The sequence below is a fragment of the Alkalihalobacillus phoenicis genome (assembly GCF_047302405.1).
Taxonomy (GTDB): domain Bacteria; phylum Bacillota; class Bacilli; order Bacillales; family Bacillaceae_D; genus Alkalihalobacillus.
Window position 1 is genome coordinate 1,871,781 of the sequence record NZ_CP154853.1, and the last position, 14,840, is coordinate 1,886,620.

Below are 14,840 nucleotides of genomic sequence, written 5' to 3' on the forward strand. Positions count from 1 at the left end.
TTTACGATAACATAAATCACATAACAATAAAAAAAGATTTGGTTTACTTTTTTTGTTTATAATACGTCAAGGCTAAAGCAAAGGCGAGTACAGTCCCTTTCACAATATCCATCGCATAATATGGAACAGAAAGCATCACAAGTCCATTTGCTAATATCCCAATTAATACAGCTCCAACGAACGTTCCAAAAGCATTAGGTTTTCCTTTTCCTAAAACAGCAAATCCAATAAAAGCGGCTGCTACTGCTTCCATTAAGTATGGAGAGCCCGCATTGATTTCTGCTCTCATCACACGAGAAGCTAATAAAATTCCACCAATGGCTGCAAAAGAGGCAGATAATAAATAAGCAAACAATTTATATTTGTTCACGGCTATCCCTGATAACCTTGCTGCCTCTTCGTTTCCTCCAATCATATACATATATCGCCCATGCTTTGTATAGTTCAAGAAGATATGAACAAGCGAGACAATCATTATCATAATCAAAATAATCCAAGGAACTTGTCCTATTTTTTGAAAAAGTTGAGGGACTTCGCCTGATGCAAAGCTTCCATCTGGCATCACCATATTTTGTGAAATCGTGGCCCCTTTTGTATAAGTCAAGGCCACCCCTTGAATAATAAACATCGTTGCTAACGTTAGCAACATGTCAGGTACCTTTAATTTAACAATCATAAACGTATTGAACAACCCAACTAATAAAGCAGCTAAAAGAGCCGAAATAATCGCAATAAACGTATCCTGTGCAAACCAAACAAACATCGACATCACGACCGCATTGGCTAATGAGGCTGTTGAGCCAACAGACAAATCAAACCCGTTCACCGTAAGCGAAATCGTGATCCCAATCGCAATAATCGTCACGATCGAAATGGAGCGTAAAATACTAATTAAGTTATCAGCTTGAATAAAGCGTGGTTCTAATATCGTAAAAATAATGATTAATAAAAAGACGGTTACTATCGTGCCATATTTATATAAGAATTGAAAGAATGATTGGCTGCTTTTAATTGGCTTGTTTATTGGCTGTTCTGTTTGCATCTTGCTGTCCTCCTGCAGAATAGTATAATATCTCCTCTTCTGTTGTTTCTTCTGTATTTAATTCTTTGACAATCTGTCCATCATACATAACGTAAATTCGTTCCGTAATGCCAAGAACTTCGGCAAGCTCAGCAGAAGCATAGATGATCATTTTTCCTTTATTAGCTAAAGCGATGATTAATTGAAAGATATCCTTTTTAGCTCCTACGTCGACTCCTTTTGTTGGTTCATCAAAAATATAAATATCACAATCAGCTATTAACCATTTTCCAATCGCGATTTTTTGCTGATTTCCTCCTGATAAAAACTCAGCCTTTGTTTTAGGACTAGGTGTTTTTATACCGAGTGATTCTATTAAAGATAAGGCCGATGTATTTTCTTTTTTGGGTAAGAGAAAATGAAAACGATTTGTAAAAGAACGCAGATTTGCAACCGATAAATTATGTTCTACGGTTTCCTCAATTAAAAGACCTTCTTTTCTACGTTCTTCAGGTACAAGCGCGATGCCTGCTTTAACGGCATCATATGGAGAATGAATGTTTAATTCCTTTCCATTTAAACGAATATGACCAGTCGTTTTGGCTTCCCCAAACAACGCTTTGCATAGTTCTGTTTTCCCTGCCCCTACAAGACCTGCGATCCCAATAATTTCCCCTTTTGAAATCGAGAAATGAATGTCTTTAATCTTTTCGCCGTCTGAAAAATGGCTAACCTCAAAAGCGGTATTTTTTTCTTTTTTTCGATAATAAGGGAACTGCTCCTCGAGTTTACGACCAAGCATTTGCCAAACAACGCGATTTTCATTTGTTTCGTTTACTTTTTCTGTTATAACTTTCCTTCCACTACGCATGATTGTAATTTGCTCACATAGTTGAAAAATTTCTGGTAAGCGATGGGAGATAAAAATGACCCCAACATTTTGTTTATTTAAGTGCCTCACAATCCGAAACAATTGCTCTGTTTCTTTTTGACTCAAAGGGGCAGTAGGTTCATCTAGTAATAAAAAACGACAATCCGTCGTTAAGGCACGAGCAATTAATACCATTTGTTTCTCCGCAAGAGTTAAATCACTTATGAGCTTTTCAGTTGATAAAAAGACATGGAGCGATTCCAATACTTTTTTCGTTTCTTCGTGGATTTTTTTCCACTTAATCAGTTGAGATTTCGCCATTTTATGAATAAGAAAAGGCATCATCACATTTTCCGCCACACTTAAATAAGGAATTAACGCTGTATCCACTTCTTGATAAACGATTTGAATTCCTAAACTTTGAGCATCCTTAGGTGAACGAATCATAACTTCTTTTCCATTCATTTTAATCGTGCCTTCATAATGGGAATAGGAACCGGATAGAACTTTCATGAGTGTAGACTTCCCTGCTCCATTTGCCCCAATTAATGCATGTGTCACCCCTGACTCAATGAAGAAGTCAACAGAATCTAATGCCTTTACTCCAGGGAATTCAATGTTTATTTGGTTCATTTCTATCACATTTTTTTTCATTGTTCACCCTCCAGTCATACACTTGCTCACTAAATCACTTTAATCATTAAAAAAGAAGGGAGCTAACTTAGAGCAGCCCCTTTCTACATTTGTTCGAATCATAACCCTTAGGCTTCATTGCTAGTCCTCATTTGATTACTTTACGTAATAATCTTTTAATGTAAGCATCCAATCTTCTTCAAAAGCATCTGACTCTCCCCAGCCCGTAATAATATCGGCAAGGTTTATCATATTAACTGACTCGTCCGCTTGTAACAAATCTTCTTGAGAAATTAAGGATGCTTCTAAGTCAAAGGTTTCTGGTGTTTCTTCACCTGCAAGCTTTTTCGCTAAAATTCGTACATTAACCGCTCCAATTAATTTTGGATCGACAGCTGCTGTATAACTCCACGTACTAGCTTCATTTTGAATTTCTTGTAAATCAGCATTTGAAACGTCAATTCCGTAAATTTTCACTTCATCCCTACCGGCTTCTCGAATCGCTTGTGCGGCACCAATTGCAAACGCATCCCATGTTGCGAAGATTGCGTCAATTTCACCTTGGGGATATTTATTTAGCATCGCCGCAACCGCGTTTTGAGTTTGAACAGATGTATCATCAGTAGCCACTCCAAAACGTTCTAATTCATTTAACCCAGGGTATTGTTCTAAAAATTGTTTATACACAGTATCTCTCCGAACCATTGGAGCAAAACCGTCCACCCAAAGATAGACAATGTTTGCCTCTCCATCATAATCTTCTACAAGTTGTCCTAAAGCCAAATCAGCTAACGCTTCATCATCTTGTGACGTTAAGGTTACCCCTTCAATCTCTTGTAAATCAGCTAATGAGTCAAATGCAACCACACTTTTTCCTTTTTCCCTTAATTCTTGTACAGTCGCTACTGTCGCTTCATCATCACCATGTGAAATAATAAACCCATCATATTTATCTACATCTTGAGTTAGTGCGTCATGGAACCTTGCCGAATCACCATTCGCCGTAAATACATCAACTTCAAAACCTAATGCTTCTGCTTCTTCTTTCGCTCCAGCTAAAAATTGAGCGGTGTGATCATCCCCACCAATTTTACGAACCACTTTAATTTTTGCTCCTTCACCATTAGCAAAACGTTCTGGAACATTCTCAAAGCTGACATTGTCATCATCGACTTTCTCCTGACCACTCGCACTATCATTGGAATCATTTGAACCACAACCTACTAACAAAACAGTTGTTAAAAGAGCGATCGTTGCTCCTAATCTCCATTTACTTTTTCTCATCTTTATTCCCCCTAATGCTTGACTATTTAGTTAAAAACCCATGTTATGTATAACTGCTTATACGTGGATTTTTCTACCAAAAGAAAAAAACCTCTACTAAGAGAGGTTTTTATGTAAAATCCTCTCTTATCTCTCGAATCATAAAATCGATTCGCAGGAATTAGCACCAATTTTCCTTAGAAAACGGTTGCTGGGTTTCATCAGGCCAGTCCCTCCACCACTCGCGATAAGAGCTATTCATTTAATTCTCATTATTCTTATTGGTATTATAAGTCTTAATAGTAAGTAGGTCAATCCTTTTTTTAAAAATAGTCTAAAAATTATGCCTTCAAATGGATCGACATTTGAAGAGAGCATAAACTCATCAATTGGGTAACTGGTGACCAGTACACTTAGCTCAAGAATGCTTAACTTTGCTTACTTCTGCAATACTTTTAAATGAACGCAAACGTGCATCCTCATCATAAATCATCGAGTTAATAATGATTTCATCCGCATCTGTTTCAGTTAAAAAAGATTGAAGCTCTTTTTGGATAAACTCTTTATCTCCTGCAATGGTTGATTCCCCTCGTTTATCTAATGCTGCTCGTTCATGGATCGTTAGATGGTCAGTTAAATCTTCATTTGGTGGCAAAAGTCTTGCGGGACGCCCCCGAATTAAACTTAAAAATTGCTGATCCATTGAAGTAGCTAGAAATTTAGCTTCTTCATTCGTCTTTGCTGCAATGACATTTTTTCCGACCATCACATAAGGTTTATCTAACACATCAGAAGGTTTAAAGTTACTACGATAAATATCTAAGGCTGGCAATGTAAATTCAGGGGAGAAATGACTAGCAAACGCAAATGGTAACCCTAATTCCGCCGCTAGTTTTGCACTAAACCCACTTGAACCTAATAACCAAATCGGAATATTTTGTCCCTCGCCTGGGTAAGCTCTTACAGCTGGTGGGAAAGGCGAGCGTTTCGGGTCAAAATATTGCCTTAACTCTTCTAATTGATCAGGAAATTCATCACCCGTCGTCCCTAACCCTCTTCTTACCGCTCGCATTGTTTGTTGATCACTCCCTGGTGCACGTCCTAAACCTAAATCAATTCTCCCTGGATAAATGGCATCTAATGTTCCAAATTGCTCAGCAACCATTAAAGAAGAGTGATTCGGAAGCATAATTCCACCAGCACCGACACGAATCGATGTTGTTTGGCCAGCGATATGGCCGATGACAACTGAAGTGGCTGAACTCCCTATTCCAGGCATATTATGATGCTCGGCGACCCAAAAGCGGTGGAAACCAAGCTCCTCGGCTTTTTTAGCTAATGTTACACTTGATTGAAACGCTTCTTGTACCGTTTTCCCTTCTAGAATGGGCACGAGATCTAAGACAGATAAACGAATATCTTGTAATGTTTTAGTGGATTCCATTTATAGCACTCCTTCAAAACTTTTATATCATACGATTTCTTATTGAATTCGTTATATAGAAGAGTAATGGATATGAATCCTTTCGTCCATTTATTTGCTTATGAATACTTAGCGTTGTCTAAATGGAGCAGGGATGAGATAATAAAGTCGTCATTCATTCTGCCCTACAAAAGAGATGTTATGTAATGGAGGAATTACGTTGAAAGAAAATATAGAGGAACAAATCATCAAACAATATCAGCAAGATGAAAAGATGATGGTGTTAGTGTTTAGTCAATGGTGTATCAATCATGATTTAGACCCGCTCGAAATTTATCAAAAGGCTTATCCATCCCAACAAAAAAATTCTTTGCTAGTAGACACTCAGGAATTAACCGTTTCAAAAGAAGAAGCAGGTGAAATCGCTGATGAAACGTTACTCGGAGTTCTTTCTTTATTTGGAAATGATCAGCTAGCCTTTGTTGTCTCAGAAGAAATGGAAAAATTAAAGCAGAAATAAAAAAACGACCCCTCGCCATCAAATGGTTTTTTTGGGGTCGTCTTTAACTTCTATATACCGTTAACATTCTTACTATTCCCTTCCAACTGCACAAAAGCCTCTTTAAAACGTTTATGCTTTGCTATTATTTTATGTGTTTGCTCTTTATGGTCTACCAGTCCCCATGTACATGTCATGACTAATGTACACTTCGCTCACCTACGTCATTGGACTCACATCCTTTCTGAAGGTTTTTTTAACGTCTCTCCTTTCTTTAATTAAACTTATTTTAAGATATTATTTAGAAACTGTAAATTTTCAAATAGGTTGATTTTCTTGAGTAAATACCCATTTTTCTCTTATTATCTTACTTTACCTCTTTTTATCAGATTATTTAGAAAAATCAATTAGTTGAACTCTTTCCTTTAAGGTATTGTAATGTCGCTTGATCATTCTCACTAGGTAAGTTAAATACTTGCTTGTACTTCTCATGACCTTTACCCGTTATCACAAGCCAATCTCCTTTTTCCATTTCAGAATAAGCACACTTAATCGCTTCGGTTCGATCGGTAATAATGATAGCTTGATTGCCGATTGTTTCATTTAACTCAAGTAAGGTTTTAGACATTTCCTCTTCGCTTACTCCATTTAAATCATCAAAGGTTAAAAAAATGTGGTCACTATGCTGGAAGGAATACTTAAGCATTGCCTCTCTTTTTGTAACATCACTATCGCCACGAAAACCAAAAACATGAAAGAGTCGATTCGGACGGTAGGTTCTAATTGTTTTTAAACAAGCATCAATGGATTCAGGTGAATGGGCATAATCTATAACGGCTGTTGAATCATTTGGCAACTTCATTTGTTGGAATCGCCCTGGTACTTCTGGAAACTGAGACAAGGCCTTTCTAATTTCTTTCGGTGTGACCCCGCATTTTTCAGCAGTTACGTAAGCTAATAAAGCATTTCGGTTTTGATGAACACCAATAACAGGCAGTTCAAATGATATTTCCATATTAAATTTACTTAACTCAAATAACGTCGAAAACTCATTTTCATAAGAAGAGACGATATCATTATGATGTTGTGGTCCAACGGTCGTCACTTTTTTGTGTTGCTTTTTCACATAGTCAACTACCCTTTCACCCCAAACCTCTGAAAATGTAGCAACTATCGCTTCTCCGTTATGTTTTAATTGGTCAAATAGTTTTACTTTACTTGAAAAATAATGCTCAATCGTCGGATGATAATTAAGATGATCATGACTTAAATTCGTAAATAATGCATAATCAAAAAAAACATCATTCACCCGCCCTTGATCAAGACCGTGCGAAGACACTTCTAAAATCACATATTCATCCTTACTTTCGGCAAGTAACTTCTGAATCGTTATCGCATCTGGTGTTGTGACATGAGAAGGCCGAGTTTCTCCGTTTATTTCATGACTAACAGAACTAATAAGCGAACATGTCTTTCCTGCTTCGGTTAGAATATGTTTGAGCATATAAGATGTTGTCGTTTTGCCATTCGTTCCTGTGATACCAATCACTTTATGTTTATTTGTTGGAAATTGATAAAAAGCCGCACTTAAACGTGATAGAGCTCTTCGACTATCGTGGACGGAATAATAAGGTATATCCGTTTGAATAAATTTGGCTTCACCCAATACCGCCACAGCCCCTCGTTCACATGCTTCTGCAATATAATCATGACCATCTTGATCAAAGCCACTAATCGCCACAAAAAGAAAACCAGGCTCCACTTTTTTGGAATGAAAATGCAAGCCAGTCACTTCGATATCATTTAGGCTCGGCTCATCCACTATCATATTCAATTCTTGTAAAAGTGATTGAAGCTTCATCTTAACCTACCCTCTCAAAAAACTGGTTAAGAGTAGTTTCACCATCCAAAAATGAAATTATCCTTTGAATACACCTCTTTGCTCTATTATTTGAAATCATCGGGCAGCTCTGATTCCCTTTGCCGCTCTGATTCAATCGCTTTTGGCTTCATTGACCTCCTATGATTCCCTTTGTGGCTCTGATTCAATCGCTTTTGGCTTCATTGAACCCCAATGATTCCCTTTGTGGCTCTGATTCAATCGCTTTTGGCTTCATTGACCTCCTATGATTCCCTTTGCGGCTCTGATTCATGTGCTTTTGGCTTCATTGACCTCCTATGATTCCCTTTGTGGCTTTGATTCATGTGCTTTTGGCTTCATTGACCTCCTTTGATTCCCTTTGCAGCTCTGATTCAATCGCTTTTGGCTTCATAGTGCAGCTATGATTTCCTTTGTGGCTCTGATTCAATCGCTTTTGGCTTCATTGACCTCCTATGATTCCCTTTGCGGCTCTGATTCATGTGCTTTTGGCTTCATTGAATCCCTATGATTCCCTTTGTGGCTCTGATTCAATCGCTTTTGGCTTCATTGACCTCCTATGATTCCCTTTGTGGCTTTGATTCAATCGCTTTTAGCTTCATTGACCTCCTATGATTCCCTTTCCGTCCTGCGCCACTTACTCTCCACTCGAAAAAAAACCGCCCAGAAATTAGACGGTTTTTATCATAAATTGTTCATATTTTTGTTTATCTTTTAAGCGACAAATGACTTTCATATAAGTACCTGTTTCTTGATGCTCCATTTCGAGCACATCGGCATGATTTTGAAAATAGTGAACATGTTCTCCTGCCGTATATGGAAATAAGAACTCAACTTTTACATCGGTTGCAAATAAAGACAATTCTAACGTTTGTAATAACGCTTCAAACCCTTTTTTCTCTCTTGCTGAGACGTAAATAGAATCTTCACGATTTATGTGAAATTTATTGTCAACGAGTTCACTTTTGTTAAACAAGTAGATCATCGGGATGTTCTCCACACCGATTTCCTTTAAGGTTTCATTAGTGACTTGGATTTGTTGCTCATAATTTGGATTGGAATAATCAACGACATGGAGCAATAAATCGGCTTCCTTCACTTCTTCTAATGTCGAACGAAATGCTTTCACAAGGTGATGAGGAAGTTTATTAACAAACCCAACCGTATCTGTTAAAAGGAAGGAACGATTTTTCGGCAATGTTACTTTTCTAACGGACGTTTCTAAAGTCGCAAAGAGCATGTTTTCTTCAAATACATATTTTTTGTCACTTGCGTCTGTACCGAATTGTAAAAATGCATTCATTAGCGTAGACTTCCCAGCATTCGTATATCCAACCAAGGCAACAACTGGCATTTCTTGCTTTTGTCTGCGTCCTCGTTGAATTTGTCTCTGTTTTACTAGCCGCTCTAACTCTTTTGATAAAATCGACATTTTTTCTTCGATTTTACGACAATCTAGCTCAAGTTTTGTTTCACCAGCCCCACGATTTGTAGTTCCTACCCCACCTGATTGCCGTCCAAGTGATTGGCGAAGGCCGACTAAACGAGGCAACATATATTGCAATTTTGCTAGTTCTACTTGTAATTTGGCTTCTTTTGTTTTCGCCCGCTGTGCAAATATATCTAAAATTAAAATGGTCCGATCAATCACTTTGCACTCAAGAATTTGTTCCGTATTCCGAATTTGTGATGGCGATAATTCATCATCAAAAATGACTAAATTCGCATCCGTTGCCGCAAGAACTTGTTTAACCTCTAATAATTTACCTCTTCCGATATATGTTGATGGGTTGATTTTTTCTAAACGTTGTGACACTTTAGCTTCGACTGCGACTTCACAAGCAAAGGCAAGTTGTTCTAATTCCTCCATCGAGCGCTCGTGGTTTGAATGATGTTGAAGCTCAGCCCCAACTAAAATCGCGACTTGTTGTTCTTCTTGCATGTATACCTCCAATTGTATGCTATCCATCAACCTTTAGAGGATAACTTCTCTAAAAGCGGGAAAAGCTCATGTAAATCTTTAATTTCATAAGTTGGCTTTACTTCATTTTTTTTCTTATCTTCTCGGTTTAACCAAACTGATTGAATTCCTGTTCGATTGGCTCCAAGAATATCTGTCATCAAATTATCTCCAACCATCAGTACGTCTTCATTTGTTAAGTTCATTTCTTTTAAAGCAAACTGAAAAATTGCTGGTTCTGGTTTTCCTTGACCAAAATCACCTGAAATAATAATTTTTTCAAAAAAGGGTCTTAACTCTGGTGTAATCTCAAGTTTTGTTGTTTGCAATTGTGGAGAGCCATTTGTTAATAATAACAGACGATAGTCTTTTTTTAAACGTTCTAATACTTCAAGGCTTTCTTCATATAAAAAAGGATTCTCTTTCCGATTTTTTCGGAAAGCTCTCACTAATTTCCCAGCAAACTCTTCATCCTCAATATGAAAATTTTTTAAAGCAGACTTCCACGTATCAAGGTGGTAAGAAGAAACCATATGATTCATTTTCTGAAATTCCGGATGATCCTCTTCAAACTTGCCCCATAACCCTTCAAAAGGATTAATGCCAATTAATTGTGTAAACTCATATGTTTCATAACCTTTATATAAATCTTTCGCCTTCGTACGAGCCACTTCCTCAAACTCACTTGCACCTATGCCGTATTTCTCTTCTACTAGTTGAGATGTTTTTTCAAATGCTGTTTGAATGCTTTTTTTATCCCATAACAAAGTATCATCTAAATCAAAAAAAATCGCCTTCAAAATGCCCACTCCTCTATTTTCTCTATATTCTGATCACTCTTAAGCGTACCGTGTAATAAACGAAGGAGCAAGTAATTTATTGGAGTTTTATGTATTTTCAAAACTATTTAATGAATGGTTCACCTTAAGTAAAGGCAGTTTTCGCATAGGTTGTTGCTTTTTTTACGATACTTTTTACGATACTGTATAGGGCTTGATAAAATAAAGTATAAGGAGGCTTTCGGGAATGTGGAAAGACGTATATGTAGGGTTCAGCGAATTAACCAAATTAGAGCCAATGCTTGTTTCTACTTGCCAAAAAATCAAATTATATTACAGTTGAAAATCTATGAATATCCAATTGACAAACAATTCAATCAATATACAATATAGAGAACGTACATTCTAATAGGAGGGGTTCTTTTGAACAGTTATTTAGTAATATTAAAGGATAAAAGAAAGGGCGGATTAAGTAATGATTTACTAACAAATCACGTTACTTACTTAAAAAGTCTAAGTCAGCAAGGTTCATTAAAGTTATGTGGTCCATTTAAAGATGATGATGGCACTGTTATGGTATTTCAATCTGAAAACGTTGAAGATGTTGAGGAATTGTTGAATAACGATCCGTTTGTTTATGAGAAATACTATCAAACATACGAAATAAAAGAGTTCTTAGAAGCAAATGACGAGAATAATTGGTTGGTTGAAATACCACAAACAAAAGGAAATTTAATCGACTAAGAAAACAGCCTAAATAAAAGAATTCAAATGAAAATGTTCTTGATAAAAAATCTCGTTCCTGACGATCACTTCGCTAAAAAACTAGACGTACTTTAGACTTTAACTTCGACGTTTTTCTGCATTTTTTTCTCATTTTATTTTAGATTAAGAACCTATCTTGCATTGCCATCGGTTCACACTATTTTTTAACGAATAGACCGTCTTTCAGTGGCCTCAGCAGTACGCAAGAGGAGACTCGCCGGTTCATCCTAGGAAAGAGAGTGGGGAAATGTCCATCACTCCTCTTTCTCATTAAAGTGTTTGTGCAAATCTTTTAATATAGAATAAGCGGGCTCCCAAAAGTTCATGAAATAACTTTTGAGAGCCTCTTATTTAAGATTCTGAACTTGTTAGCAATTTACGCAACTCTAGTAACTCTTCTTTTGTAAAAGTCATTCCTTTGCCCATCTTTGCATGATCAGGTGCCCAGTCACGAATGTCATATTTGGGCTCTCTCCCATTCCAACTAATCCAATTTAACTCACGTGTCCAGCCTTTGGGGCTTTCAGAAATCGTTCCTATACTTTTAATAATATCGTATTTAAAATCTGACATGATTTACGGCCTCCTTTTAATGTTTTGCTTAACAATATCACCAATCACCATTAGCATGATCGCTAAAGCAAACCCACCAGCTACGTTGGAAGCATAATGAACCCCTAAATAAATGCGACTAAATCCAATCAACAAAATAAGAATGGCTAGAAAAAACTTAAACATAAATACCGTACGACTTTTTTGTCGTTCTTGCTGGGTCCAATAAATGATAAATCCATAAAAAATAAAAGACATCATCGCATGATTACTTGGAAAACTGTAACCAAAACCATCATATAGCAAGATCTCCTCTGGTCGTTGCCTAGCAAAAATTGATTTTAAACCTAAGTTTAAACCACTACCGCCAATCATTAAGGCAGCGAGCATTATAGCATTTGGCCATTCCCTACGCAGCAACAAATAAACAACGACCAAACAAGACCCTATGGTTAATACTGTGGCTGATCCAAAATCAGTGATGATGACCATTAATTGGTTCATGTGATCCGAAGAGAGAATATCTGCGAGGCCGATAAAGAGCTGGTCAAATAAAAGTACTTCTTTCCATTCGGTCAGTAGGGCAAATAAAAGAAATACGAAGCTACTTATAAGCAGTAATTTCCGATGTTTTTTAGGCAATTTTCTCCCTCTTTTTTCGTAACTGTATCATAAAAAGAAATGAGAAAACAAATAAAATGGTTTTGAGTAGATTAACTTGGATGAGGGATCTTTGTTCCGTTTTTTGTGTAATAAACGAAGCGATGTTCGTGGAGGAAAAAGAATTTAGGAGCAAATTTAAAGGGGGATTCAAACTTGCACGACGTAAATAGGGGCGACTTCACTTGCCTCCTTTCTATTCAAAGCTTAATTATATATACGTCATAAAACGATAGAATCCTCCTCCCTTTAAGAAAAAAATGAACTTTTTTAACCTTGCGAAAGCCTTTCACTTTTTCAGAGGAATCCAAATAATGAGTCAATAAAAAAACGATAACTTCTCTAGCCAATTATTAAAAAAGACAAAAAAGCCACCCTCAAAAAGACATTATCGGGCAGCCTCCAACATTTAAACTTACTTTAACAAATGACATTACTTCAGCTCTAGAAACACTGGACAATGGTCACTTCCAAGAATCTCGTTATGGATCTCCGCTTTTTTAATAGAGTCCGTTAATTCATTAGAAACGATAAAATAGTCAATTCTCCAGCCGATGTTGCGCTCCCGAACTTTATTCATATAAGACCACCAACTATATTTATCAGTAGTCTCTGGGTACAGATGACGAAAACTATCTGTAAAACCACTAGACAATAGAGTCGTCATCTTCCCTCTTTCTTCCTCTGTAAACCCTGAATTTCCATGATTGGATTTAGCATTTTTTAAATCAATTTCTGTATGAGCTACGTTTAAATCCCCACATAAAATAACCGACTTTTTTTCCTTTAGGGTTTTCAAATAAGCTAAAAAGTGTTCTTCCCAACTTAAACGATAAGGAAGTCGTGATAAGTCACGTTTTGAATTTGGAGTATAGCACGTAACTAAATAAAAATGTGGATATTCTAACGTAATGACACGGCCTTCTTGATCGACTAATTCTTCACCAATCCCGTATTGCACAGACAAAGGTGTATGTTTTGTAAAAATAGCGGTTCCTGAGTAACCTTTCCGCTCGGCATCATTCCAATATTGCTCATAACCTTCTAACTGTAATTCAATTTGACCTTTTTGACATTTTGTTTCTTGAATCGCAAAAAAGTCAGCATTTACTTGATGAAAATAATCTAAAAAACCCTTTTTAACACAAGCTCTTATTCCGTTCACATTCCACGATACAAACTTCACACAAACTCTCTCCCATCTGATCTTTCACATTCAACTATTATAGCTATTAAAATGCAAAACTATCAAGGAGAAAGATTATTCTACTTCACACCATGTGAGAATGAGATCAATAAACACTTTGCTCGCTTCAATGATGGCCTCAAGTTCAATCGCCTCATCTGGATGATGGGCAAGCTCGGTTATTCCTGGACCATAAACAACCGTTGGGATGCCGCCAATTTGACTTAAGAGCCCAGCATCTGTCCCCCACGGAGCCGCTTCAAGTCGAGCTGATTTTCCAGAAACCTTCTTGATACTTCTTTTAAATTGCTCTAAAAACGGATCTTCTAAAGTAATACTGCCTGGCATCCACCTTGCCCCAAACCATTCAATCGAAACTGGGTGATCTTTAAACCAAGAATCCATAAACATCGCTGATGATAACATGTGCTCAAATTCCTCTTTTGCTTCTTCCATTGTTTCATCAAACGATACGCCGTAGCGACCTTCTATTGTCACCTCATCCGGAACAGAAGACGGCCAGTCACCACCATTGATTTTACCGACATTAATGGGGATTGGAATCGGAATGTTTTGATATAAAGGATGATTGATACGTTCATTTCGTAACGTTTCAAGCTTTTTTAATTGCTCGATAACTGCAAACGCTTTGTCAATGGCTGAAACCCCTTCATAACGCGTGCCTCCATGCGCCGCTCTCCCGATTACTTTAATGCGGAACCACATCGAACCTTGTTGTAATGGAAACACTTTTAATTTTGTTGGTTCAGGAATGACTGCTGCATCTGCTTGATACCCTCGTAAAATAGCGGCAAGAGTCCCTGCGCCTCCACATTCTTCATCAACGACACTTTGAAATAGCACATCGCCCTTTAATTTGACCTTCATTTCTTGAACGACTTTTAAAGCAAACAATAAAGAAATCGTCCCGCCCTTCATATCAGTTGCTCCGCGTCCACTAATCGAGTGTCCGTTATTGACAGATATAAAAGGGGGCTGAGACCATTGCTTTAAATCACCAGCAGGGACCACATCAATATGTCCATTTAATAAAAGCGAGCGACCACCACCTGTCCCCTTCCATATCCCGACCAAATTAGGACTCCCATTAAAAGTTTGACGAGCGGATAAATAGGCAGAATGTTCCTTCAATTCATCTAAGTCTGGTTCAAAAATATCAATTTCCATTTGCAAGTCTTCTACTATTTTTTTTAAATACATCTGAGCTTCAAATTCCTGTCCAAATGTTGATTCGAAGTTTATCAGCTGGCAAAGGTGCTGAAAATACTCTTCTTTATATTGCTCAATTAATCGCTCCACCCTTTTTTTATCTCCAGATGCCATATATC

At 37.2% G+C, this 14,840-nt stretch carries 13 protein-coding genes and 1 riboswitch; of the genes, 2 read left to right on the forward strand and 11 right to left on the reverse strand.

Annotated features, from left to right (window positions below; translation table 11 throughout):
- Positions 1–43: 43 nt before the first annotated feature.
- The 4 genes from AA0017_RS08865 to AA0017_RS08880 all read right to left on the reverse strand — a co-directional run bounded on the left by AA0017_RS08865 (position 44) and on the right by AA0017_RS08880 (position 5,232).
- Positions 44–1,042, reverse strand: coding sequence for an ABC transporter permease (locus AA0017_RS08865; protein WP_413381041.1), 999 nt, complete (start codon positions 1,040–1,042; stop codon positions 44–46).
- Positions 1,008–2,546 carry a sugar ABC transporter ATP-binding protein gene (locus AA0017_RS08870; protein WP_413381043.1) on the reverse strand — a complete coding sequence of 513 codons (1,539 nt, stop codon included), beginning with the start codon at positions 2,544–2,546 and terminating at the stop codon, positions 1,008–1,010. The genes AA0017_RS08865 and AA0017_RS08870 overlap by 35 nt, the downstream gene beginning before the upstream one ends.
- Before the next feature lie 135 nt (positions 2,547–2,681).
- Positions 2,682–3,809, reverse strand: a complete 1,128-nt coding sequence (locus AA0017_RS08875) for a sugar ABC transporter substrate-binding protein (protein ID WP_413381045.1) — start codon at positions 3,807–3,809, stop codon at positions 2,682–2,684.
- Positions 3,810–3,932: 123 nt separating this feature from the next.
- Positions 3,933–4,042: riboswitch (SAM riboswitch) on the reverse strand.
- Between the two features lie 164 nt (positions 4,043–4,206).
- Positions 4,207–5,232 (reverse strand): LLM class flavin-dependent oxidoreductase, encoded by a 1,026-nt coding sequence (locus AA0017_RS08880; RefSeq protein WP_413381047.1) that lies wholly within the window; start codon positions 5,230–5,232, stop codon positions 4,207–4,209.
- 175 nt (positions 5,233–5,407) lie between these two features.
- On the opposite strand from AA0017_RS08880, the gene AA0017_RS08885 reads away from it, so the two are divergent.
- Positions 5,408–5,731 carry a hypothetical protein gene (locus AA0017_RS08885; RefSeq protein WP_413381049.1) on the forward strand — a complete coding sequence of 108 codons (324 nt, stop codon included), beginning with the start codon at positions 5,408–5,410 and terminating at the stop codon, positions 5,729–5,731.
- Between the two features lie 382 nt (positions 5,732–6,113).
- Here AA0017_RS08885 and AA0017_RS08890 read toward each other — a convergent pair whose 3' ends face one another.
- From AA0017_RS08890 to AA0017_RS08900, 3 genes are all read right to left on the reverse strand, one after another.
- A complete protein-coding gene (locus tag AA0017_RS08890; RefSeq protein ID WP_413381051.1) occupies positions 6,114–7,571 on the reverse strand; it encodes a UDP-N-acetylmuramoyl-L-alanyl-D-glutamate--2,6-diaminopimelate ligase in 1,458 nt (485 codons plus the stop codon).
- A gap of 688 nt (positions 7,572–8,259) precedes the next feature.
- A complete protein-coding gene (gene hflX, locus AA0017_RS08895; RefSeq protein ID WP_413381053.1) occupies positions 8,260–9,531 on the reverse strand; it encodes a GTPase HflX in 1,272 nt (423 codons plus the stop codon).
- Between the two features lie 26 nt (positions 9,532–9,557).
- Complete coding sequence (locus AA0017_RS08900; protein WP_413382501.1) at positions 9,558–10,352, reverse strand: HAD family hydrolase; 795 nt, start codon at positions 10,350–10,352, stop codon at positions 9,558–9,560.
- A gap of 399 nt (positions 10,353–10,751) precedes the next feature.
- Here AA0017_RS08900 and AA0017_RS08905 point away from each other — a divergent pair, with 399 nt between their 5' ends.
- Entirely contained in the window at positions 10,752–11,072 is a 321-nt protein-coding gene (locus tag AA0017_RS08905) for a YciI family protein (protein ID WP_413381055.1), read from the forward strand.
- A gap of 372 nt (positions 11,073–11,444) precedes the next feature.
- Here AA0017_RS08905 and AA0017_RS08910 read toward each other — a convergent pair whose 3' ends face one another.
- From AA0017_RS08910 to AA0017_RS08925, 4 genes are all read right to left on the reverse strand, one after another.
- Positions 11,445–11,666 (reverse strand): YdbC family protein, encoded by a 222-nt coding sequence (locus tag AA0017_RS08910; protein WP_413381057.1) that lies wholly within the window; start codon positions 11,664–11,666, stop codon positions 11,445–11,447.
- Positions 11,667–11,669: 3 nt separating this feature from the next.
- Entirely contained in the window at positions 11,670–12,287 is a 618-nt protein-coding gene (locus tag AA0017_RS08915) for a phosphatase PAP2 family protein (RefSeq protein WP_413381059.1), read from the reverse strand.
- A 451-nt stretch (positions 12,288–12,738) separates the two neighbouring features.
- Complete coding sequence (locus AA0017_RS08920; RefSeq protein ID WP_413381061.1) at positions 12,739–13,491, reverse strand: exodeoxyribonuclease III; 753 nt, start codon at positions 13,489–13,491, stop codon at positions 12,739–12,741.
- Positions 13,492–13,566: 75 nt separating this feature from the next.
- A complete protein-coding gene (locus AA0017_RS08925) occupies positions 13,567–14,835 on the reverse strand; it encodes a peptidase (RefSeq protein ID WP_413381063.1) in 1,269 nt (422 codons plus the stop codon).
- Between the last annotated feature and the right edge of the window lie 5 nt (positions 14,836–14,840).